The 24,246-nt window shown below is 38.2% G+C and carries 23 protein-coding genes; all 23 read left to right on the top strand.

The window, feature by feature from the left end; translation table 11 throughout:
* The first annotated feature begins 6 nt into the window (after positions 1 to 6).
* The 23 genes from rnpM to TR08_RS01245 all read left to right on the top strand — a co-directional run bounded on the left by rnpM (position 7) and on the right by TR08_RS01245 (position 24,132).
* Positions 7 to 291: an RNase P modulator RnpM gene (gene rnpM / locus TR08_RS01355; RefSeq protein WP_045515197.1), complete on the top strand. Its 285-nt coding sequence runs from the start codon at positions 7 to 9 to the stop codon at positions 289 to 291.
* Complete coding sequence (locus tag TR08_RS01350) at positions 288 to 590, top strand: YlxQ family RNA-binding protein (RefSeq protein ID WP_045515195.1); 303 nt, start codon at positions 288 to 290, stop codon at positions 588 to 590. The genes rnpM and TR08_RS01350 overlap by 4 nt, the downstream gene beginning before the upstream one ends.
* 19 nt (positions 591 to 609) lie before the next feature.
* Positions 610 to 2,883 carry a translation initiation factor IF-2 gene (gene infB / locus TR08_RS01345; protein WP_045515193.1) on the top strand — a complete coding sequence of 758 codons (2,274 nt, stop codon included), beginning with the start codon at positions 610 to 612 and terminating at the stop codon, positions 2,881 to 2,883.
* Entirely contained in the window at positions 2,880 to 3,161 is a 282-nt protein-coding gene (locus TR08_RS01340) for a DUF503 domain-containing protein (protein ID WP_045515191.1), read from the top strand. Before infB ends, TR08_RS01340 begins: the two co-directional genes overlap by 4 nt.
* Positions 3,162 to 3,177: 16 nt before the next feature.
* Positions 3,178 to 3,549: a 30S ribosome-binding factor RbfA gene (gene rbfA / locus TR08_RS01335; RefSeq protein WP_045515189.1), complete on the top strand. Its 372-nt coding sequence runs from the start codon at positions 3,178 to 3,180 to the stop codon at positions 3,547 to 3,549.
* Positions 3,550 to 3,607: 58 nt separating this feature from the next.
* Positions 3,608 to 4,528, top strand: a complete 921-nt coding sequence (gene truB / locus TR08_RS01330) for a tRNA pseudouridine(55) synthase TruB (RefSeq protein WP_045515187.1) — start codon at positions 3,608 to 3,610, stop codon at positions 4,526 to 4,528.
* Between the two features lie 30 nt (positions 4,529 to 4,558).
* On the top strand, positions 4,559 to 5,530 hold the full coding sequence (gene ribF / locus TR08_RS01325; RefSeq protein ID WP_045515185.1) for a bifunctional riboflavin kinase/FAD synthetase: 972 nt from the start codon (positions 4,559 to 4,561) through the stop codon (positions 5,528 to 5,530).
* Positions 5,531 to 5,670: 140 nt separating this feature from the next.
* Positions 5,671 to 5,940, top strand: a complete 270-nt coding sequence (gene rpsO, locus TR08_RS01320; protein WP_045515183.1) for a 30S ribosomal protein S15 — start codon at positions 5,671 to 5,673, stop codon at positions 5,938 to 5,940.
* 226 nt (positions 5,941 to 6,166) lie between these two features.
* Entirely contained in the window at positions 6,167 to 8,284 is a 2,118-nt protein-coding gene (pnp, locus tag TR08_RS01315) for a polyribonucleotide nucleotidyltransferase (RefSeq protein WP_045515181.1), read from the top strand.
* Between the two features lie 276 nt (positions 8,285 to 8,560).
* A complete protein-coding gene (locus TR08_RS01310; protein ID WP_045515179.1) occupies positions 8,561 to 9,508 on the top strand; it encodes a polysaccharide deacetylase family protein in 948 nt (315 codons plus the stop codon).
* Between the two features lie 71 nt (positions 9,509 to 9,579).
* Positions 9,580 to 10,818, top strand: a complete 1,239-nt coding sequence (locus tag TR08_RS01305; RefSeq protein ID WP_045515177.1) for a M16 family metallopeptidase — start codon at positions 9,580 to 9,582, stop codon at positions 10,816 to 10,818.
* Between the two features lie 230 nt (positions 10,819 to 11,048).
* Positions 11,049 to 11,306, top strand: coding sequence for a YlmC/YmxH family sporulation protein (locus TR08_RS01300; RefSeq protein WP_045515175.1), 258 nt, complete (start codon positions 11,049 to 11,051; stop codon positions 11,304 to 11,306).
* 163 nt (positions 11,307 to 11,469) lie between these two features.
* Positions 11,470 to 12,372 carry a dipicolinic acid synthetase subunit A gene (gene dpaA / locus TR08_RS01295; RefSeq protein WP_045515173.1) on the top strand — a complete coding sequence of 301 codons (903 nt, stop codon included), beginning with the start codon at positions 11,470 to 11,472 and terminating at the stop codon, positions 12,370 to 12,372.
* Positions 12,369 to 12,968: a dipicolinate synthase subunit B gene (dpaB, locus tag TR08_RS01290; RefSeq protein WP_045515171.1), complete on the top strand. Its 600-nt coding sequence runs from the start codon at positions 12,369 to 12,371 to the stop codon at positions 12,966 to 12,968. The genes dpaA and dpaB overlap by 4 nt, the downstream gene beginning before the upstream one ends.
* 185 nt (positions 12,969 to 13,153) lie before the next feature.
* The gene (gene asd / locus TR08_RS01285; protein ID WP_045515169.1) at positions 13,154 to 14,218 is read left to right on the top strand and encodes an aspartate-semialdehyde dehydrogenase; all 1,065 of its coding nucleotides are present in this window, start codon (positions 13,154 to 13,156) and stop codon (positions 14,216 to 14,218) included.
* Positions 14,219 to 14,243: 25 nt separating this feature from the next.
* Complete coding sequence (dapG, locus tag TR08_RS01280) at positions 14,244 to 15,488, top strand: aspartate kinase (protein ID WP_045515166.1); 1,245 nt, start codon at positions 14,244 to 14,246, stop codon at positions 15,486 to 15,488.
* Positions 15,489 to 15,573: 85 nt separating this feature from the next.
* On the top strand, positions 15,574 to 16,440 hold the full coding sequence (gene dapA / locus TR08_RS01275) for a 4-hydroxy-tetrahydrodipicolinate synthase (protein WP_045515164.1): 867 nt from the start codon (positions 15,574 to 15,576) through the stop codon (positions 16,438 to 16,440).
* Positions 16,441 to 16,656: 216 nt separating this feature from the next.
* Positions 16,657 to 18,324 (top strand): ribonuclease J, encoded by a 1,668-nt coding sequence (locus tag TR08_RS01270; RefSeq protein ID WP_045515162.1) that lies wholly within the window; start codon positions 16,657 to 16,659, stop codon positions 18,322 to 18,324.
* Between the two features lie 166 nt (positions 18,325 to 18,490).
* Positions 18,491 to 19,237: a ClpP family protease gene (locus TR08_RS01265; RefSeq protein ID WP_045515511.1), complete on the top strand. Its 747-nt coding sequence runs from the start codon at positions 18,491 to 18,493 to the stop codon at positions 19,235 to 19,237.
* Entirely contained in the window at positions 19,234 to 19,473 is a 240-nt protein-coding gene (locus tag TR08_RS01260) for a YlzJ-like family protein (protein ID WP_045515160.1), read from the top strand. Before TR08_RS01265 ends, TR08_RS01260 begins: the two co-directional genes overlap by 4 nt.
* 155 nt (positions 19,474 to 19,628) lie before the next feature.
* The gene (locus tag TR08_RS01255) at positions 19,629 to 21,974 is read left to right on the top strand and encodes an FtsK/SpoIIIE family DNA translocase (protein ID WP_045515158.1); all 2,346 of its coding nucleotides are present in this window, start codon (positions 19,629 to 19,631) and stop codon (positions 21,972 to 21,974) included.
* A 247-nt stretch (positions 21,975 to 22,221) separates the two neighbouring features.
* The gene (locus tag TR08_RS01250) at positions 22,222 to 22,947 is read left to right on the top strand and encodes a GntR family transcriptional regulator (protein WP_045515156.1); all 726 of its coding nucleotides are present in this window, start codon (positions 22,222 to 22,224) and stop codon (positions 22,945 to 22,947) included.
* 87 nt (positions 22,948 to 23,034) lie between these two features.
* On the top strand, positions 23,035 to 24,132 hold the full coding sequence (locus TR08_RS01245) for a BMP family lipoprotein (RefSeq protein WP_045515154.1): 1,098 nt from the start codon (positions 23,035 to 23,037) through the stop codon (positions 24,130 to 24,132).
* Positions 24,133 to 24,246: the final 114 nt, after the last annotated feature.

Below are 24,246 nucleotides of genomic sequence, written 5' to 3'. Positions count from 1 at the left end.
ATGATCGTGAACAATCGTAAAAAAGTTCCTATGCGTAAGTGTGTCGCTACCGGTGAAATGAAGCCGAAAAAAGAACTCGTTCGCATCGTTCGCTCAAAAGAAGGAGATGTATCTATCGACTTAACCGGGAAAAAGTCGGGCAGAGGTGCATATCTTTCTAAGGACAAAGAAGCTGTCCTATTAGCCAAGAAAAAAAACATCCTATCTAATCATTTAGAAGTTTCCATAAGTGAAACATTATATGAGGAACTTTTGGAATTGATAGAGAAGGAAAACAGGCCATCCATATGAAAACAAATCAATGGATGTCGTTACTTGGCTTAGCCAATCGAGCACGGAAAATCATATCGGGTGAGGAGCTTTCTGTTAAGGAGATACGAAACGGAAAAGCAAAACTCGTTCTTTTATCGGCAGATGCATCTGCAAATACGACAAAAAAAATTACAGATAAATGTAAGTCATACGAAGTTCCATATAAACTTGTGGAAGATCGCCACCTTCTTGGCCAAGCGATTGGCAAAGAAGCCCGCGTTGTTGTAGCTGTACTGGATGATGGATTTGCAAAAAAACTGATGACGTTGCTCGATTAATTCTAGCGGGGGTGAAAATATGAGTAAAATACGTGTTTATGAATACGCAAAGAAACACAATATCTCAAGTAAAGATGTAATTACCAAATTGAAAGAAATGAATATAGAGGTTTCAAATCATATGGCTACAATTGAGGACGCTGCAGTTGTAAAGCTTGACGCAACCTATAATAAAAACCAAAGCAATCCTGGGCAAAAGCAAGGAAGACCGCAACAACAAAATCGCCAGACTCAAAAACCACAGCAGCAGGGAGTTAAACCACAAGTGCAAAGTAAAACAAGTCCAAAAGCTTTCGAGGATGACGACGCAAAAACTAATACACCTAGCAAGGTGAAAGTGGCCACTCCGCCAAAAACGGTCGACAGTAAAAAGCAAAATCAACAATTCCAATCTAAGGAAAATAAAGTTTTCACCGCTGGAAAAGGAAATAAAAAACCTTTTAATAATAATAATCAAAATCGCAATAATAATAACAACCGGAAAAAGAACCATACACCGGTTCAACAAGCACAGCCACAAGTAAGGAAAGTGAAAGAGCTTCCGGCTAAAATTACTTTTAGTGATTCTTTGACTGTTGGAGAATTTGCGAAAAAAATCTACCGTGAACCTTCTGAAATTATCAAAAAGCTATTTTTACTTGGCGTTATGGCGACAATTAATCAGGTTTTAGATAAAGATGCGATTGAATTAATTGCCAGCGAATACGGGGTTGAGGTTGAAGAGGAAATTAAAATCGATACAACTGACCTTGAAGTTTATTTTACAGAAGATGAATCTGTTGACCTCGTAGAAAGACCATCAGTGGTTACGATTATGGGTCACGTTGACCATGGTAAAACTACTTTGCTTGATTCCATTCGTCACACCAAAGTTACTGAAGGTGAAGCGGGGGGGATTACCCAGCATATTGGTGCCTACCAAGTAGTTGAAAATGGTAAAAAGATAACATTCCTTGATACTCCGGGACATGCTGCTTTTACAACTATGCGTGCACGTGGTGCGAAAATTACTGATATCACAATCCTTGTAGTAGCTGCCGATGACGGTGTAATGCCGCAAACAGTTGAAGCAATTAACCATGCAAAGGCTGCAGAGGTTCCAATTATCGTTGCGGTTAATAAAATGGATAAAGAAGCTGCAAATGCTGATCGTGTAATGCAAGAGCTTACAGAGCATGGTTTAGTTTCCGAAGCATGGGGCGGCGACACCATCTTCGTTCCACTATCTGCGAAAACTGGTGAAGGAATCGACAACTTGCTGGAAATGATTCTACTTGTTAGTGAAGTGGAAGAATATAAAGCAAATCCAAATCGTAAAGCAGTTGGAACGGTTATTGAAGCACAATTAGATAAAGGTCGTGGGTCTGTTGCTACGTTGCTAGTTCAGAACGGTACACTGAAAATAGGTGATCCTATTGTTGTAGGAAACACATTTGGTCGTGTTCGTGCAATGGTGAATGACTTGGGACGTCGTGTGAAAGAAGCTGGACCGTCTACCCCTGTTGAAATTACAGGTTTAAGTGATGTTCCACAAGCTGGTGACCGTTTCGTCGTATTTGACGATGAGAAAACAGCACGTCAAGTTGGTGAAGCACGTGCACAGCTAGCGTTGGCAGCACAGCGTGGTGAGAAATCTATCGTCAGCCTGGAAACGTTATTTGATCAGCTGAAACAAGGAGAAATGAAAGATTTAAACATCATCCTAAAAGCAGATGTTCAAGGTTCAGCAGAAGCGGTAGCAGCCTCCCTGCAAAAAATTGACGTTCAGGGTGTCAATATAAAAATTATTCATAGTGGTGCAGGTGCCATTAATGAGTCGGATATTACACTTGCCTCAGCATCTAATGCAATTGTTATTGGCTTTAACGTACGTCCGGATGTAAATGCAAAACGTGCAGCTGAACAAGAAAAAGTTGATGTTCGACTTCACAGTATTATTTACAAAGTTATTGAAGAAATTGAAGCCGCTATGAAAGGTATGCTTGACCCTGAATTTAAAGAAAAAGTAATTGGCCAAGCGGAAATTCGTCAAACCTTTAAAGTTTCTAAGGTTGGAACCATTGCTGGTTCTTATGTAACGGATGGGAAAATTACCCGTGACAGCGGAATTCGTCTAATTCGTAACGGTGTTGTCGTATTTGAAGGACAAATCGATGCACTAAAACGTTTTAAAGACGATGCAAAAGAGGTTTCTCAAGGTTATGAATGTGGTATTACAATCAAAAACTTCAATGATGTTAAAGAAGGAGATATTATTGAAGCTTACGTAATGGAAGAAATAGAGCGTAAATGATTGTAGGTAGTGCAGTTTGTGAATGTATCATCTACGATGCTCATTCTTTAAAAGAGAAACGTGCGGTTTTGCAGCGAATTCTCACCAGGTTAAAACAAAAATTTAATGTGTCTGTATCAGAAGTCGACTATCAGGATGTGTGGCAGAGAACGAAAATAGCGATCGTTGCTGTCACATCCAACCGGGTAATGACTGAACTGGAATTGCAAAATGCACTTAAATTAATTGATTCTTTTCCTGAAATAGAAAGAACGATCACTGATATAGAATGGCTTTAAGTTAAGAGGTGAAGTGATGAGCCACAGAGCAAATCGTGTTGGAGAACAAATGAAGAAAGAACTAAGTGACATCATAGGTCGAAAGATTAAAGATCCCCGGATCGGCTTTGTGACTGTTACTGATGTTCAAGTAACAGGAGATCTACAACAAGCAAAAGTATATATTTCTGTTTTGGGCGATGAAGAGCAAAAGGAAAACACGCTTAAAGGTCTTGCAAAGGCGAAGGGATTTATCCGAACAGAAATCGGACATCGTATTCGCTTGCGCAAAACACCTGAGATCCTTTTTGAATGGGATGAATCAATGGATTACGGTAATCGAATCAATTCTCTCATTCATCAATTGCACCATGATGAAAAAAGCATGGAAAAAAGTGAAGAAGAATAAGTGGATAGACAAATGTCTATCCTTTTTTTCATACATAATAGATTGGGGTGACCTAAAGATGGAGGGAATCTTACCATTATATAAACCGGCTGGGCTAACTTCTCATGATTGTGTGTTTAGATTGAGGAAAATATTAAAAACGAAAAAAGTGGGCCATACTGGTACACTAGACCCTGATGTAACAGGAGTTCTTCCTATATGTATAGGGAAAGCAACAAAAGTAGCAGAATACATAACCGACGCAGGAAAAAGTTATGAAGGCGAAGTAACGATTGGCTACTCCACTACAACCGAGGATGCCTCTGGAGAAAAAGTGGAGGAAAAAAAAGTGAAGGATACCATCAGCAGGAAAGAAATCCTTCAGGTCCTTGATTCCTTTACAGGTGAAATAGAACAAACTCCTCCGATGTTTTCAGCAGTAAAAGTGAATGGAACTCGTTTATACGAATATGCCCGCAAAGGAATTGAAGTGGAACGTCCAACAAGAAAGGTAACCATTTATTCTATAGAGCTGCTTGACGATAGAGAAGTGTTTTCAGGAGAAACCATTTCTTTTCGATTTAGAGTGAGCTGCAGTAAAGGAACCTATATCAGAACACTTGCCGTAATGATTGGAGAAGAACTTGGCTATCCTGCTCATATGTCAAATTTAATCCGAGTTCAATCAGCAGCATTTTCGATTGATGATTGCCTGACATTTGAACAAATTGAAAAGTTGATGGAAATGGGTACGATTTCTACATGTTTAAGACCTTTAGAAATGGCGCTTTCTCATTTGCCGAAATACATAATAAATGATAAAGTAGCAGAGAAAGTGAAAAATGGTGCACTTTTACCAATCCCAGATTATTTAAAAAACAGTAACGGACCTATTAGCGCTGAAACGGAAGAAGGACAAGCTCTTGCAATTTATTCGGTACATCCGAACAAACCAGGGCTCCTAAAACCAGTTAAAGTTTTGCGTAATGATCAAGTTTAAAAGGTTACGGTCTAGAAAAGGTGAGTTTCATTGGAAGTAATAAAGCTAAAGTTCCCATTAAATATAGATAAAACGCAAATACCTCCATTATCAATGGCACTGGGTTATTTTGACGGTGTTCATCTTGGTCATCAAAAGGTAATTCTTGAAGCAAAAAAACAAGCAGTTCAAAAAGGACTTCGTTCCGCAGTGATGACTTTTGATCCTCATCCATCGGTAGTTTTAAGGAAATATGAAAAGGATATTCAATATATAACACCCTTAGCCGAGAAAATAAAAATAATTGAGGAATTAGGCATCGATTATCTTTTTATTGTTCATTTTACTGCAGATTTTGCTAACCTGCTTCCACAAGAATTTATCGACCAATATGTAATTGACCTAAATGTAAAACACGTGGTTGCTGGATTTGATTACTCTTATGGTCGTATGGGAAAAGGTACCATGGAGATTTTGCCATTCCATTCAAGAGAAAAATTCACTTTCACCATTGTAGAAAAACTCACCAGTGGAGATGAGAAAGTAAGTTCAACGCGAATCCGTCAATATATAAAAAACGGAAGAACCTCTGAGCTGCCTGAGTTACTCGGAAGATTCTATATGACAGCTGGATTTGTTGTCCATGGAGATAAAAGAGGCAGAGCAATTGGATTTCCAACTGCAAATGTCGATACAAAGGATGAATACATTTTACCCCCGCTTGGTGTTTACGCTGTAAAAATCAAGATTGGTCAAGACTGGTACGAAGGTGTATGCAATGTCGGCTACAAGCCAACCTTTAATAAGGAAGCTTTAAGGGTTTCAGTAGAAGTTCATATATTTAATTTTGAAAAAGATATTTATGGTACTGAGGTAATCATTGAATGGCATCAATACCTAAGAAAAGAACAAAAATTCTCAGGAATTGACGAACTCGTAGCACAAATTGAAAAAGATAAACAGAATACTATTCAATACTTTAATAAAATTGACAACACTTTACCGAATAATTGTGAAAAATAGCCTTTTATTCCTTTAGAACTTGCTTTTTGACGTAAAACGGTGTATTCTTATTAACGTACTAAAAATAACCTTTGCTTGGCAAGTCGAGTCACCGACGCTTGCTCAGTAACAGGGGATAGTAAATTTAGGAGGTGAATAGGATGGCAATCACACAAGAACGTAAAAATGAACTTATCGCTGAGTATAAAACTCATGATAACGACACTGGATCTGCAGAGGTTCAAATCGCTGTCCTTACTGAATCAATCAACAATTTGAATGAGCACTTACGTACTCATAAAAAGGACCACCACTCACGTCGCGGTCTGTTGAAAATGGTTGGTAAGCGTCGTAATCTTTTAACGTACCTACGTAATAAAGATGTTCAACGTTACCGTGTATTAATCAATAAGCTTGGACTTCGTCGATAATCAAAAGAAGCGGGATTTTTCCCGCTTTTTTGTTAGGTTTAAAAAGATAGTCACTAGTGCAAGACAAAATATTATATACATATTTTAAGTCGCGAAAATTTGTGCATACTATTAGTATATTTGTATTGATAACATAAGCTATAAACGCTTTTTTTATATTAGATGATTAAAGCGATATTATTTCGCATTATCCTCTAAAGTGATTTAGATAGAGAGGGGTAACAATATGGAACAAACGAAACATGATTATTCCATGGAATGGGCTGGACGTAAATTAACGGTTGAAATTGGACAACTAGCCAAACAAGCAAATGGGGCCGTATTGATCCGTTATGGAGATACAGCAGTTTTAAGTACAGCAACAGCTTCAAAAGAACCAAAAAACTTAGACTTTTTCCCATTAACATGTAACTATGAAGAGCGATTATATGCTGTGGGGAAAATTCCTGGCGGATTTATTAAACGTGAAGGTCGTCCTAGTGAAAAAGCAATTTTGGCCAGTCGATTAATTGATCGACCTATTCGCCCACTTTTTGCAGAAGGTTTCCGTAATGACGTGCAAGTTATTAGCATCGTTATGAGCGTGGATCAAGATTGTTCATCTGAAATGGCAGCGATGTTTGGATCATCTTTAGCTCTTTGTACTTCTGACATTCCATTTGAGGGACCTATTGCAGGTGTTATCGTTGGTAGAGTCGGCGGAGAGTTTGTGATTAACCCAACAGTAGAACAAGCTGAAAAAAGCGACATCCATTTAACTGTTGCTGGTACCAAAGACGCGATCAACATGGTTGAAGCTGGTGCAGATGAAGTTTCTGAGGAAGTAATGCTTGAGGCTATCATGTATGGACATGAAGAGATTAAACGCCTTATTGAATTCCAAGAAAAAATTATGGCTGAAGCTGGCAAGGCAAAAAGAGAAGTAATTCTTTATGAAATTGATAAAGACCTAGAAGCTGAAGTAAGAGAAATGTGCGAAGCTGATATGGTAACTGCCATTCAGGTTCAAGAAAAGCATGCTCGTGAAGATGCGATTAAAGAAGTGAAAAATCGTGTAATTGCTAAGTTCGAAGAGAACGAGGCAACGGACGATGATTTGAAGCAAGTAAAACAAATATTGGATAAAATTGTTAAAGGTGAAGTTCGACGTTTAATAACCGTTGAAAAGATTCGTCCTGATGGTCGGAAGATCGATGAAATACGTCCATTATCTTCTCAGGTAGGTATTTTACCCCGTACGCATGGATCCGGATTATTTACTCGTGGACAAACTCAGGCATTAAGTATTTGTACATTAGGAGCAATGGGTGATGTTCAAATTCTAGATGGTTTAGGTATCGAAGAAGAGAAGCGTTTTATGCACCATTACAACTTCCCTTTATTTAGTGTTGGTGAAACTGGACCAATCCGTGGACCAGGTCGTCGTGAGATTGGACATGGTGCTCTAGGTGAACGTGCACTAGAACCAATCGTACCATCTGAAAAAGACTTCCCATATACAATTCGCCTTGTTTCTGAAGTTCTTGAATCAAATGGTTCTACTTCCCAAGCAAGTATTTGTGCAAGTACACTTGCGATGATGGATGCTGGTGTTCCAATTAAAGCACCAGTTGCAGGTATTGCGATGGGACTTGTGAAATCAGGTGAATATTATACTGTTTTATCTGATATTCAAGGAATGGAAGATCACCTAGGTGATATGGATTTCAAAGTGGCAGGAACGGCTAAAGGAGTAACAGCTCTTCAAATGGATATTAAGATTAAAGGTCTTTCTCGTGAAATCCTTGAAGAAGCACTTCAACAGGCTAAAAAAGGAAGAATGCATATCCTTGATTCGATGCTTGCAACGATTTCAGTGCCTAGAAATGAGCTTTCTAAATTTGCACCTAAAATCTTAACGATGAAAATTAACCCAGATAAAATTCGTGACGTTATTGGACCAAGTGGTAAGCAAATCAATAAAATTATTGAAGAAACTGGTGTTAAGATTGATATTGAACAGGACGGCACTGTATTTATTGCCTCTACTGATCAAGAAATGAATCAAAAAGCAAAGAAAATTATTGAAGATATCGTACGTGAAGTTGAAGTTGGTCAAATGTACCTTGGTAAAGTTAAACGAATTGAAAAGTTCGGTGCTTTTGTTGAAATTTTCGCTGGGAAAGATGGACTTGTCCATATTTCTGAATTAGCTGAGGAACGAGTTGGCAAGGTCGAAGATGTCGTTGCAATCGGTGATGAACTTTTAGTCAAAGTTACTGAAATTGATAAACAAGGACGTGTAAACTTATCGCGTAAAGCAATATTAAAGGAACAACGCGAAAAGGCTGAGGAAAAACAATAAGGCTGTCTTGTTAGCATGAATAGAAAGGTCAGGGGGAACCCTGACTTTTTCCATGTAAGATGTATCTGTCTCTAGTGCATAGGGGCAGTTCCGCTTTTAGTTCTATCTAGCTCCAGCGCCTAGGGGCTCGGGGTCATAAGTCAATCCGTCAAGAAGGTTAAAGAGCAACCTTCTCGCCGGCTCGCCTTATGCCTGTCGCCCCTGTTCAAGGCGCTTGCGCTTTTAGTTCTACCTTGTCCCTATTATTCATATATTTTGTATGAAGGGGGAAGGTAAATGAAGAAGTTAAGTTTGATCGCTTGCTTATTAATAGCTGCATGGTTTTCTGTTAATAATCCTCTTGTAGATACATATGTTGCTTCACTTAAAGGCAACGTGCTAACCGTGGTAAAGCAAGAAGACCCTCTGTATCTAAGCATTATAAAAAATGCTCCTACATATGAAATTCCGCCTTCCGATGCAAAAATCGATAGAGTGTGGAAAGCCATCCCAGGCTATAATGGGTTAACTGTCGATATTGAAGCTTCATATAAGAATATGAAGAAAATTGGCATATTTGATGAAAAGAAATTAATATATAAACAAACAGAACCATCTGTCCATCTTAAGGATTTGTCTCCATCTCCCATTTACCGTGGTCATCCTGATAAACCAATGGTCAGTTTCATTATTAATGTAGCTTGGGGAAATGAATATTTACCTGAAATGCTTGCTGCCTTAAAAAGACATCGAGTAAAAGCAAGTTTTTTCCTTGAAGGAAAATGGGTTAAAAATAATCCGGACTTGGCGAAAATGATTGTTAGTGCAGGTCATGAAGTTGGGAATCACTCCTATACACATCCAGACATGCAAAGAATTACTGCTGCACAGACTAGGGAACAATTGCGAAAAACAAATGAAGTAATTGAAGCAGCAACTGGTAAGAAAAGCATTTGGTTTGCGCCTCCTAGCGGCAGTTACCGGGACGAAACAGTTAAAATAGCCGCCGAATTTAAGATGAAGACAGTCATGTGGACAGTAGATACGATAGATTGGCAAAAACCTGCACCTGACCAACTAATCAATCGCGTAATCTCAAAAATTGATAATGGTTTCATGGTCCTTATGCATCCAACAAACTCTACTGCAAAATCCTTAGATCGTCTGATCACACTTATTGAAGAAAAAGGATTAAAAATAAGCACTGTGAGCGATTTAATGAGTGAAGAAAGAATGATGAAATAAATTAACCAAAGAATCCAGATAATAAAAGAAAATAGTGTAGTTTCCGCTTTTCTATAGATAGGAGGATTTTGATGATCAACAAATATTCTTGCAAAAATGGAGTAAGAATTGTATTAGAAAATATTCCAACAGTGAGATCTGTGGCAATTGGAGTATGGATTGGCACTGGTTCAAGAAATGAAAATCCCCAAACGAATGGTATTTCGCACTTTTTAGAGCATATGTTTTTCAAAGGAACCACTACAAGGTCTGCGAAGGAGATAGCTGAATCCTTTGATAGTATTGGTGGACAAGTGAATGCGTTTACCTCTAAGGAGTACACATGCTACTATGCAAAAGTACTGGATACACATGCTCAATTCGCTTTAGATGTTTTAGCAGATATGTTCTTTAATTCAACCTTTGTTGAAGAAGAATTAAATAAGGAAAGAAATGTTGTTCTAGAAGAAATAAAAATGTATGATGATACTCCAGATGATATTGTCCATGATTTACTCAGCCGTGCTATTTATGGAGACCATCCACTTGGATATCCCATATTAGGAACAGAGGAAACCTTAAAGACATTTACAGGGTCAACGCTCAAGGAATATATTCATAATCGATACACACCTGAAAATGTAGTCATCTCGATTGCAGGAAATGTTTCAGATAAATTTATTCTTGAGGTTGAAAAATATTTTGGCTCCTATGAAGGCGGTAATAGTGCAACTACTGAAAACATCCCAGTTTTCCATTCCAATCGATTATCACGAAAGAAAGAAACAGAACAAGCTCATCTTTGTATTGGTTTCCAAGGATTAAAGATTGGGCATGAAGATGTTTACAGCTTAATTATGTTAAATAATATTTTAGGCGGCAGTATGAGCAGCAGATTATTCCAAGAAGTTCGTGAACAGCGAGGCTTAGCCTATTCTGTTTTCTCCTATCATTCCGCTTATCAGGATAACGGAGTTGTGACCGTCTATGGCGGGACAGGAGCAAAGCAGCTTGATGTGTTATTTGAGACGATTCAAGAAACACTTGATAAACTAAAACAAGATGGAATTACTGATAAAGAATTAATGAATAGTAAAGAACAGCTAAAAGGAAGTTTAATGTTAAGTTTAGAAAGTACAAATAGCAGGATGAGTCGAAACGGAAAAAACGAGCTATTATTGAAGCGCCATCGATCACTTGATGAGATTATTGAGCAAATAGACCAAGTGACAAAGCAGAGTGTAGATGGGATGGCAACATCTGTATTTACAAACAATTACTCTGTTTCCTTAATCAGTCCTGATGGTGAATTACCGAAAAATTTAAGCTAAAAGAAAAAACAGTTCATCTCAGAACTGTTTTTTCTTTTAGTGTCTGGCGCAAGCGGCCTAGGGGCTCGGGGTCATAAGCCAATCCGTCAAGAAGGTTAAAGAACAACCTTCTAGCCGGCTCGTCTTATGCCTGTCGCCCCTGGACAAGGCGCTTCCGCTTTTCTTAGTCTAAAATTGGACTTCCATCGATAAATATATAGTAAAGAGTGTTTAGAGAGGAGTTCAATAACATGAGGTTAAGTGAATTAAGTGGAAAAGAAATAGTTGATGTCAAAAAGGCAGAGCGGTTGGGAGTTCTTGGGCAAACAGACCTTGAAATCAATGAAAGTACTGGACAAATTCAAGCATTGCTGATTCCATCCTCCTTAAAATGGTTTGGATTTAGAAAGCAGGGTGGAGAAATTAGAGTGCCATGGCAGCATATAAAAAAGATAGGATCTGATATGATTATTATCGATGTACAAGAAGAAGAGTCAGTCGAAAAATGATGAAATGGCCCAATAACCCAAGCAAAGTAAATTTTGCTTGGGCTTTTTTATTTATCTGTTAATGGAAAACTCACAGATTCATTCTCTCTTACATAAGATGTTGAAGTGATAAGAAGAAATAGACTTTCTGCTTGGATTTTTTGAAAAGAAGGTGAATGATTTCATGCTGACAGGGATGCAGATAGCCGTGATCGGTGGAGATGCAAGACAGCTGGAAATTATCCGGAAGTTAACCGAGTTAGATGCCAGATTATCCTTAATTGGCTTCGAGCAGCTTGACCACGCGTTCACAGGCGCTGTTAAGGAAAAGTTGGATGAAGTCGATTTTTCAAATATGGATGCCTTTGTCTTACCGGTTCCCGGTACAAATTTAGAAGGGCATGTTGAAACAATCTTTTCTAATGAAAAGGTAATTTTGACAGCCGAAATGCTTATGAAAACACCTGAACATTGTACCATTTACTCCGGGATTAGTAATGCTTATTTAACCGGTATTACGAAGGAAGCAAATCGTCAACTACTGCAGCTTTTTGAGAGGGACGATGTAGCGATATACAATTCGATTCCGACGGTAGAAGGAACGATCATGATGGCAATCCAGCATACTGATTTCACGATTCATGGCTCAAATATTACGGTATTAGGACTAGGAAGAGTTGGGATGAGTGTGGCAAGAACCTTTCATGCACTTGGAGCTAAAGTAAAAGTTGGTGCAAGGAAAAGTGAACATCTTGCTAGGATTACAGAAATGGGTTTAACTCCTTTTCATTTAAATGATATAGGAAAAGAAGTTAAAGATACAGATATTTTAATCAATACAATACCGCTATTAATTGTAAGTGCTTCGGTTATTTCCAAAATGCCTGCTCATACTCTGATAATTGATTTAGCCTCAAAGCCAGGTGGAACTGATTTTAGATATGCAGAAAAAAGAGGCATAAAAGCACTGCTTGCACCAGGATTACCTGGAATTGTCGCGCCAAAAACAGCTGGTCAAATACTTGCTAACGTGCTGGCCCAATTGCTTCAAGATGATTTTAGCAAGCGAAAGGGGATAATAAAATGAGCTTAAAAGGGAAAAAAATAGGCTTTGGGTTAACGGGGTCCCATTGTACGTATGACGCTGTATTCCCAGAAATTGAAAAGTTAGTTCAAGCTGGTGCTGAGGTTTTGCCAGTTGTCACATTTACAGTGAAAAATACAGAAACTCGTTTTGGCAAAGGGGAAGACTGGATTCAAAGGATTGAGGATTTAACAGGTAATAGAGCGATAGATTCAATCGTTAAAGCAGAGCCATTAGGTCCAAAAATTCCTTTAGACTGTATGGTTATTGCCCCATTAACTGGTGTATCAATGAGTAAATTTGCAAATGCAATGAATGATAGTCCAGTATTAATGGCTGCAAAGGCGACACTTAGAAATTTAAAGCCAGTTGTACTAGGAATTTCAACAAATGATGCTTTGGGACTAAACGGAGTTAACCTTATGAGATTAATGGCAACGAAAAATATATATTTTATCCCATATGGGCAAGACGATCCAATCAAGAAGCCAAATTCAATGGTTGCGAGAATGCCTATGTTAATGGAAACTGTTGAAGCAGCCATTGAAGGCCGACAAATTCAACCGGTGTTGGTAGAAAGATATATGGACACAGACTAATTCTTACTCCTTTCATCAAATATGGTTTTTTCTTTCAAGGAATATGTTAATATATTTATAATTCAATCATCAGTGGGATTAATTCTCTCACTGATGAGAATTTAAATTAACCTTTTCTGATTCATTTTCCATGAAACAGAAATAACCAATAATTGTAGATGAAAGATTGAAAGGAGTACTAGAAAATGTATCAAACAAATGGTTATCATGTTGCTGTAGTAGGGGCAACTGGAGCGGTGGGGCAACAAATGATCCAAACGTTAGTGAATGAAAAATTCCCAATTAAACAATTAACCCTATTATCTTCTGCACGTTCTGCAGGTAAGAAAGTAACGATTGATGGTGTAGAGCATACTATTCAGGAAGCTAAGCCTGAAAGCTTTGCAGGAGTCGATATTGCTTTATTCTCGGCTGGCGGCAATATATCAAAAGAGCTTGCTCCAGAAGCTGTAAAACACGGGGCAATTGTAGTAGACAACACAAGTGCTTTTAGAATGGATCAAGATATTCCTTTAGTTGTGCCTGAGGTAAACGAACATGACTTGCACGAACATAATGGTATTATTGCTAACCCTAATTGTTCTACAATCCAAATGGTAGTAGCCTTAGAACCAATTAGGCAAAAATATGGACTTAAAAAAGTTATCGTTTCTACCTACCAAGCAGTTTCTGGTGCTGGAGCTGTTGCAATTGAAGAATTACAAAACCAGACAAAAGCCCTTCTTAATGGTGAAACTGTTGAACCAAGGATTTTACCTGTAAAAGGTGATAAGAACCACTATCAGATTGCCTTTAATGCTATACCACAAATAGATAAGTTCCAAGAAAACGGCTATACATTTGAAGAAATGAAAATGATAAATGAAACAAAGAAAATTATGCATTTGCCAGAACTGCCTGTTGCCGCGACATGTGTGCGTTTACCTGTAGCTGTTGGTCACTCCGAATCTGTTTATTTTGAAATCGAAGCAGATGGCGTAAGTGCAAATGAGATAAAAGAATTATTAAAAACCGCACCAGGAGTTGTTTTACAAGATGACCCAGAAAATCAAGTATATCCAATGCCGGCGCATTGTGTAGGAAGTAATGATGTGTTTGTAGGTAGAATTCGTAACGACCTTAATGAGAGTCGTGGTTTCCATATGTGGGTTGTTTCTGACAATTTACTCAAAGGCGCTGCCTGGAATTCAGTTCAAATTGCTGAGAGCTTAATAAAGCTGGGATTAATCAAAGAAAAAAATAAAGGTTGAATATAAAGGCAGGTTTAAATGTCATATGAAAATGATAGTTCAAAAATTTGGCGGGACATCTGTCAAGGATGAAGAAAGCAGGCAACATGCTAAGAAACATATAGAAAAAGCATTAGCTGATGGTTATAAGGTTGTAGTTGTAGTATCTGCGATGGGAAGAAATGGTGATCCCTATGCAACAGATACACTCCTTTCTTTAATTGGTGGTAATCAAAGTAAGGTTAGTAAAAGAGAACATGATCTACTTTTATCCTGTGGGGAAATCATTTCAAGTATTGTTTTTGCAAATATGCTGAAAGATAATGGTCTGAATGCTATTGCTTTGACTGGTGCTCAAGCAGGATTCCGAACGAATAACGATCATTCACAAGCAAAGATTGTAGAGATGAAATGTGACCGATTACTGCGAGAATTGGAACAAAATGATGTTGTTGTGGTTGCAGGATTTCAAGGTGCTGCAAAGAACGGTGACATTACAACAATTGGACGAGGTGGCAGTGATACTTCGGCAGCAGCTTTAGGAGCGGCTCTAAATGCAGAATGGATTGATATTTTTACTGACGTCGAAGGTATCATGACAGCTGACCCAAGAATAGCAGATAATGCTAGGCGTCTTTCTGTTGTAACCTATACAGAGTTATGTAACATGGCCTATCAGGGTGCGAAAGTTATTCACCCAAGAGCAGTAGAAATAGCGATGCAGGCAAAAGTCCCAATTCGAATCCGCTCAACCTATTCCGATAATTTAGGAACTTTGGTCACATCCATCTCGAAAGAATCTCGAGGTAGTGATATTAAAGAAAGAACGGTTACTGGAATTGCACATGTTTCGAATGTGACTCAAATTAAAGTTTTTGCTAAAAAAGACCAATACTATTTACAAGCAGAAGTTTTTAAAGCAATGGCAAATGAAAAAATTAGTGTAGATTTCATAAACATTTCACCAAATGGCGTTGTGTATACTGTTACGGATGAAATGACTGAAAGAGCAATTAAGGTACTAAAGGAAATTGGGCATGAACCTGTAGTAGAACGTTATTGTGCAAAGGTATCTGTAGTTGGAGCCGGCATTGCAGGAGTTCCGGGTGTTACTTCTAGAATTGTTACTGCTCTATCTGAGCAAGGCATTCGCATCTTACAATCCGCTGACAGCCATACAACCATTTGGGTACTTGTGAAGCAAGACGACTTGGTAAAATCAGTGAATGCATTGCATGATGCCTTTCATCTAGAAGAGGAAACACTTGAAACAATGCTTACGGATATCTAATATAATAATGAAACGATCAATGGCAGTTTGAACCCCAAAATGCCATTTTCGTTACTGGATTTTCGTAATTGAAAGGAGAAGTAAAATGGTTCATTTTGGTCGGGTTTCAACTGCCATGGTTACACCTTTTGATAAAAAAGGACATATTGATTTTTCCAAGACCACTCAATTAGTAAATTATCTAATAGAAAATGGAACAGATTCTCTTGTGGTTGCGGGGACAACCGGTGAATCGCCAACCTTGTCAAAGGAAGAAAAATTGGCATTATTTGATCATGTTGTAAAGGTAGTTGGAAAAAGAATACCTGTAATTGCTGGCACAGGCAGTAATAATTCCTATGCTTCGGTGGAATTGACTAAAAAAGCAGAACAGCTTGGTGTGGACGCTATTATGGTTGTGGCTCCATATTATAATAAACCAAATCAAGAAGGGTTGTTTCAGCACTTTAAAGCCGTTGCCGAAGCCACTTCTCTTCCTGTTTTGGTTTATAATATCCCAGGAAGGTCGTCAGTAAATATTCATCCAGATACCATCATAAGGCTATCTAAAATTTCGAATATTGTTGCTGTAAAAGAAGCTAGCGGAGATTTAAGTGCCATGACTCAAATCATTGCAAATACCGATAGTGACTTCGAGCTTTACAGTGGCGATGATAGTATGACTATTCCGGTTCTTTCTATCGGAGGGGTAGGGGTAGTTTCTGTTGCCTCCCATGTGATTGGGAAGGAAATGCAAGAAATGGTAAAGACCTTTTTAGAAGGTGATAATGGAAAAGCAGCAAAGCTCCACCAACAGCTTCTCCCGATTATGCAGGGACTTTTTGCTGCTCCAAGTCCTGCACCTGTTAAGACGGCACTTCAAGTGAAAGGGCTCGATGTAGGCTCAGTTAGATTGCCACTTGTACCATTAACCGAACAAGAACGTTCTATATTAAGTGAATTACTATTATAATTTTACAAATGCCAATCGAATAATTTCGGTTGGCATTTTGTCATTATGATTACCTTCATTTCCTCCGTTGGGAAAAACAACTAAATTTGGTTGTAAAGGTTTTCAACTATCAAGTATAATAAGCATAACTGATTTCGATCGGGCAATTTTGAAATGTCGAAGACCTCTAGTGAAAGAGCGCTTGAGCTAGACAATCAACATAGGAGGAAACGGAAATTGATAAATAGAAAAAATAGTTCCATTAAAATTATCACGCTTGGAGGTATTGGAGAAATCGGGAAAAACATGTATCTTGTCGAAGTGGACAAGGACATTTTTATCATTGATGCCGGGTTAATGTTCCCCGAGGATGAAATGCTTGGCATTGATATCGTTATTCCAGACATCAGTTATTTAACAGAAAACAAGGAAAGAGTGAAGGCAGTATTCCTAACACACGGTCATGAAGATCATATCGGTGCCCTTTCCTATCTTCTTCGCCAAATGGACGTACCTGTATATGGAACAAAACTTACCTTAGCTCTTGCAAACGCAAAGCTAAAAGAGCAGGAATATAGTGGGAAGACTAATTTTATCGAAGTAACATCTGATTCTGTAATAAATATGGATTCCGTTGAAGTAAGCTTCTTTCGAACAAATCACAGTATTCCAGATTCGGTGGGTGTTTGTGTACATACATCCGAAGGCAGCATCGTTTATACAGGGGATTTTAAGTTTGACCAGGCAGCAACGATGCTTTATAAGCCTGAAATAGGCAAAATGGCTGCTATTGGAGAAAAAGGTGTACTATGTTTACTCTCAGACAGTACAGAGGCAGAAAAACCTGGATACACAACATCCGAGGCAATTGTTAAGCGAGAATTATCTACAGCATTCTATAATACACCAGGCAGAATGATTGCTGCTTGCTTCGCCTCCGACATAAATAGAATTCAGCATATTTTTGATGCTGCTAGGGATAATGGTCGTAAAGTTGCTGTAGTGGGTAAAAGTCTTGAAAGAATTTATCATATCGCATTAGACTTAGGCTACTTAGAGGTGGAAGAAGACCTAATTGTCCCAGTCAGCGAAATAAATAATTATGAAGCCAGGGAAATCGTGGTTTTGATGACGGGAAGTCAAGGGGAACCAATTGAGGCTCTTCAAAAAATGGCCAAGCAATCAGCAAAGCATGTAAATATTCAACCAGGAGATACGGTTTTAATCGCTGCCTCACCACTTAGAGGAAGTGAATTATTAATCTCCAGGACAGTGGATATGCTTTTTAGAGCCGGAGCAAATGTTATTTCAGGAAAAAGAACCGTACATGTATCGAGTCACGGCAGCCAAGAAGAACTAAAATTTATGATTAACTTAATGAAACCAAAGTTTTTTATCCCTGTGCATGGGGAATATCGAATGTTAAAGGCACACAGGAAACTGGCACTTGAGTGTGGAATAATGGATGAAAATATTATTATTCCAGACCGTGGCGATATAGTTGAATTTAAGGATGGAAAGTTAAATATTGGTGGTAAAGTTCCATCCGGAAATGTTTTAATTGATGGTATTGGTGTTGGTGATGTTGGAAATATCGTATTACGAGATCGGAGACTACTATCCCAAGATGGTATTTTAATTGTAGTAGTTACATTAACACGCCAGGATAAGAGAATCGCTGCTGGACCTGAAATTATCTCGCGTGGTTTTGTCTATGTTCGCGAATCGGAAAAGTTAATGGATGAATCAACGAAATTAGTTAAAGATATCGTCCAAAAGAACATTTCAAAGGATTCTTTTGAATGGTCAAGTCTAAAGCAGGACATAAGAGATGGATTAAACCGATACTTGTTTGAAAAAACAAAAAGAAGACCTATGATACTTCCTATTATTATGGAAGTATAAATAGGAAGAGAGGCATTGGGTAAACCAATGTCTTTCTTTATTGGTTCATTGTTGATTGGAGCGGAATTCATCAGACAAGTTGAAATGATTATTCCTATATAAGAATGAAATTGTTTCATAGGTCAATACTAACGTTATCATGCGTGAAGGGAGACTTATGATGAGTATGGATTTACAAAAAAGCGAATCGGGAAATCAAGAAGGGCAAGAACCTCAAAAAGAGGATAAGCCTTCTCCTTTAATGGAAAAAATTCAGCAGCTCGGGCAAACAAATGTACCACAGCTTTCCTCTGATTCAAAAATCCATTGTTTAACGATAATTGGACAAATTGAGGGACATTTAGCTCTGCCGCCACAAAATAAAACTACTAAATATGAACACTTGATTCCTCAATTAGTGGCGATAGAACAAAATCCAAAAATAGAAGGAGTTCTAATTATTTTAAATACAGTTGGTGGAGATGTGGAAGCAGGACTAGCGATTTCTGAAATGCTAGCGACACTTTCAAAACCAACTGTTTCGATTGTCTTAGGTGGAGGACACTCTATTGGAGTCCCAATTGCTGTTTCTTGTAATTACTCCTTTATTGCTGAAACGGCTACGATGACTATCCATCCTATTCGTTTAACTGGTCTAGTAATCGGAGTACCAGCAACCTTTGAATATTTAGATAAGATGCAGGATAGAGTGGTCAATTTTGTAACAAAACACTCAAAGATTACTGAAGAGAAATTTAAGGATTTAATGTTTGCTAAGGGAAATCTTACTCGTGATATAGGAACAAATGTAATTGGTCCAGATGCTGTTGAATATGGATTGATTGATGAAGTCGGCGGGCTTGGACAAGCGATGAAGAAGCTAAACGAATTGATAGACCAATCTAAAGTGGCTAACGAGGGGCTGATTCAATGATCCTATATACGATGATGCCCCAAGAATTAATTTTTCCAAATGATTTAGAATCCTTTAGTAGACAACAAACTGTAACCTATCAAGGGGTATCACTAATAGTAGAACAAACTGATTCCCAAAATGTACAGGTAGTACGTATATTAAGCAGCGATCCACAGCATTATCTTGACGAGCGCATATGTCCTGGTGCTAAAATTTCTTGTGCCAGCATTGAAGGTTTGTCCGCAAACTATTAGGATATTATGGTATAATCAGGATACGAAGCTAGAAGCAGCCATTCAGGCTGCTTTCTTCCTTTTGTGGGTAATTATTTCCTATAGCATTATATCTATGTTTGATAATGCAAAAGGATGATAATGATAGTATTACACTTATATAGACAGGTGATTAGATGGCTAAGAAAAAAAGAAGAACAAAAAAGAGAAATAATCATTTAAAACAAACTGTTCAATTTGAACTTTCCGCGCTTGCCTTATTAGCACTTGCTATTATATCTATTGCAAAATTGGGAGCAGTAGGAGAAGCAGCAGTATTATTTTTCCGCTTTTGGATGGGTGAATGGTATATGCTAAGCTTGATTGGTCTAGTTATCCTGAGTGTATATCTTATGTGGAAACGGACCATACCCTTTATCTTTCATATCAAATTAGTCGGGACTTATTTTATTGTTTCTTCCATACTCCTCTTGAGCCATGTTACACTTTTTCATTTACTGACAAATGACGGGAACTTTAAAAACCCTAGTGTCATAAGTAACACATGGGAAATTTTTATGATGGAAGTGAAAGGTGAAACGAGCACAATTGACCTTGGCGGAGGAATGATTGGTGCCGTTCTTTTTGCTATGTTTCATTATCTTTTTGCTGAAACTGGTACGAAGATTATTGCATTTATCTTTATCCTAATTGGTTTTATTTTACTAACTGGAAAATCGTTCGGTGAATTTATCGCAAAAATAGGTATTACAGTTATTGAATTTTCAAAGGGTCAATGGAGTGCCTTTCAGATGGATATGGAAGAATGGAAGCATAAAAAACAGGAACGACGAGAAGAAAAACGGATACAACAGCAGCGTGAACGTGAAAACCGTGCAGCTTCACCTCAACCAGAAATCATTCCTCCATTACAAAATACGCCGGACGAAGTAGTGACACCGGAGCCACTAATCTCAAGCTTTGCAGATCGTGCTTATCAAGACGAGGAATCTCAAAAACCTAAGCGAAGAAAAGAGGATTCAAAAAACAAAGGTACTGAACAGAAAGTAGAAGAGGAAGATTCTACGCCGCCAATTACCTTTACCGAAGTGGAGAATGTGGCATATGAATTGCCTCCGCTAAGACTCCTCAAGCTTCCAAAGAAAACTGACCAGAGTGGGGAATACGAATTAATCCATGCCAATGCTGCTAAACTTGAAAGGACTTTTCAAAGCTTTGGGGTAAAGGCGCGTGTAACCCAAGTGCATCTTGGACCAGCTGTTACGAAGTACGAAGTGCACCCTGATGTTGGAGTTAAGGTTAGTAAGATCGTCAGTCTAAGTGATGATCTAGCATTAGCACTTGCAGCTAAAGATATACGAATTGAAGCTCCTATTCCTGGAAAGTCAGCAATTGGAATCGAAGTCCCTAATTCAGAGGTTGCAGTTGTGTCCTTAAGGGAGGTACTAGAAGCAACCCAAAATAATAAACCAGAATCGAAACTATTGATAGGTCTTGGTAGAGATATTACCGGGGAAGCTGTACTTGCCGAATTAAATAAAATGCCCCATTTGCTTGTAGCCGGTTCAACGGGAAGCGGAAAGAGTGTATGTATTAATGGGATTATCACCAGCATTTTAATGAGAGCTAAGCCTCATGAGGTAAAATTAATGATGATTGACCCTAAGATGGTTGAGTTAAATGTCTATAATGGTGTACCTCACTTATTAGCACCTGTAGTAACAGACGCTAAAAAAGCATCGCAAGCTTTGAAGAAGGTTGTCAGTGAAATGGAGAGACGTTATGAACTTTTCTCTCATACAGGAACACGTAATATTGAAGGATATAATGACCACGTTAAAAGACATAATATTGAGGAAAATGATAAACAGCCACTATTGCCTTATATTGTTGTAATTGTAGATGAGCTAGCAGATTTAATGATGGTAGCCTCTTCGGATGTAGAGGATTCGATTACTAGACTTGCGCAAATGGCTCGAGCTGCGGGAATCCATTTAATTATAGCAACCCAGCGTCCATCTGTTGATGTCATTACGGGAGTCATAAAAGCAAATATCCCTTCCAGAATTGCCTTTGCCGTATCAAGTGCTACGGATTCAAGAACAATATTGGATATGGGCGGTGCGGAAAAACTGCTAGGCAGAGGAGATATGTTATTTCTGCCTGTTGGCGCTTCAAAACCGGTTCGTGTCCAAGGTGCATTTTTATCAGACATTGAAGTTGAGGATACGGTTAATTTTGTCATTGGGCAGCAAAAAGCACAATACCAAGAAGAGATGATCCCAGATGATACTCCTGAAGCAGTTGGCGAGGTTGACGATGATTTATATGGAGACGCAGTGGATTTAGTAATAGAAATGCAAACAGCTTCCGTCTCAATGTTACAGCGTCGTTTTCGCATCGGATACACAAGAGCAGCACGTTTAATTGATGAAATGGAAGCGCGTGGAATCGTTGGCTCATACGAAGGCAGTAAACCAAGAGCAGTTTTACATTCCAAACCGAACGAAGAAGTAAATTGAAAAAAGGGCCATTTGGCTCTTTTTTTTTGCCTAATATACCGAACAGTTATAGACAATAATAAATTATAGCAGAATATAAGGAAAAAAGACTTATCACATTAGACATTTTTCGACAATGTGGCTTTTTTCGACAAATTCATGAAATTCTATTTCCATATGCCTAAAAAAATGTTATATTATTTTCGATTAGTAGGAATGATTATACATCAGATGTCTGATGTCTTAGGAAAGAGCTGGAGGTACCTGCATGTCTATTAAGCTAGATAACCGACATTTATATCTACAAGTTATCGATCGGTTAAAACAAGATATTGAAGAAGGGGTTTACAAAGAAAAAGAAAAATTACCCTCTGAATTCGATCTTGCCAAACAACTTGGTGTAAGTAGAGCCACACTTCGAGAAGCACTGCGTATACTCGAAGAAGAAAACGTTATCATTCGCCGCCATGGTGTTGGAACGTTTGTTAATTCGAAACCTCTGTTTACCTCAGGGATTGAACAACTTAATAGTGTTACTGACATGATATTTCAAGCAGGGATGAAACCAGGAACAATTTTCTTAAGTTCATCAACTGTTGGCGCCACTGAAGAGGATATTCGTCGTTTCTCTTGTTCTACAAATGAGGAAATTGTGGTCATAGAGCGGGTTAGAACTGCAAACGGGGAACCTGTTGTGTACTGTATCGACAAGGTACCTGAAAAAATCTTGCCTGAAACCTTTTCCCATGGAGAGGAATCAATTTTTTCCATTTTGGAAGAGGAGGCAAACCGAAAAATTACATACGCGGTTGCTCAGATTGAACCAATTGGTTATCATGAAAAAATTTCCCCCATTTTAGAATGTGAACCAGAAACTGCACTGCTTGTTCTAAAGCAAATGCATTTCGATGAAATGGATGAACCAGTCCTTTTTTCGGTAAACTACTTTAAAGCAGATAAATTTAGTTTTCAGGTATTAAGAAAAAGGTTTTAATTTTCTTTAGGTACGAAAAGCATAATCTTGTCTGCAAATTAGTACATTTCTACTAAATCAAACAACATATATAGGGGGTAAATTGCCTTGAAAAAGCGTAAATTTGGCTTGGCGATGTCATTGATTTTAGCTGCAGGAACGTTGTTAGGAGCTTGTGGCGGCGGTGACAAAGATACAGGTAAGGATAATGGAAAAGATGCTGTTAAAATAGGTATGGTAACTGACGCAGGTACAATTGATGATAAATCCTTTAACCAAGGTACTTGGGAAGGTATTCTTCTAGCAAAAGAAGAACTTGGAATCCAAGAAAAATACCTTAAGCCAGCAGGTACTACTGAGGCAGAATACCTTAAGGAAATGGGCAATTTATACGATGCCGGTTATAAGTTTATCGTAACACCTGGATTTAAGTTTGAAACTGCCGTATTCAAAGCACAAGATAAATATAAAGATGCAAAATTTGTAATTCTTGATGGAAATCCACATTCTGGTGACTTTAAACCAGTTGTTAAGGATAACACAGTTGCAATTTTCTTCGCAGAACAAGAATCAGGATTCTTAGCAGGTGTAGCAACTGCAGTTGAATTAAAAGAAGGCGAAGCTGGTTTTATCGGTGGTATGGAAATTCCTGCTCCTCAAAAGTTTAACTGGGGATTCCAACAAGGTATTAAATACGCAAATGAAAACTTTGGTACAAATGTTACCATTAAAGCAGAAAACGTAATTTATCAAGGAACATTCTCTGATTCAGCTGCTGGAGGCCAAATTGCGGCTCAAATGTATGACCGTGGCGTTGATGTAATCTTTACAGCTGCAGGCGGTGTTGGTGTTGGAGCTATCAATGAGGCAAAAACACGTGCAAAAGCTGGAGATAAAATCTGGATCGTTGGTGTTGACGTTGACCAATACGAAGACGGAAAATATGATGGTGACAAATCAGTTATCTTAACATCCGCAATGAAGAAATTAGACGTAGTAACATTAGATATGATTAAGCGTGAGTTAGATGGTAAATTCCCAGGTGGGGAAACTTTAACTTTTGATGCTAAAAACGATGGAATTGGACTACCAGAAGAAAATCCTAACTTGAGCGATGAAACAACTGCTAAAGTTAAAGAAGCATTAGACAAAATTAAGTCTGGTGATATCAAAGTGGCAGCTGAACAAGGAAGCTTATTCAAGTAAAAAGATCATAAAAGAGACGGCTTTTCCCCGTCTCTTTTATCTTCTTTATGTATGCTTATTCTATCGAATAAGCATTTTACTAAAAAAAACATAAGTTTTTTTAGTAGATAGCTT

It is taken from the genome of Neobacillus niacini, assembly GCF_000759675.1.
GTDB lineage: Bacteria > Bacillota > Bacilli > Bacillales > Cytobacillaceae > Neobacillus > Neobacillus niacini_A.
This window is presented reverse-complemented; position numbering and strand designations above follow the sequence as displayed.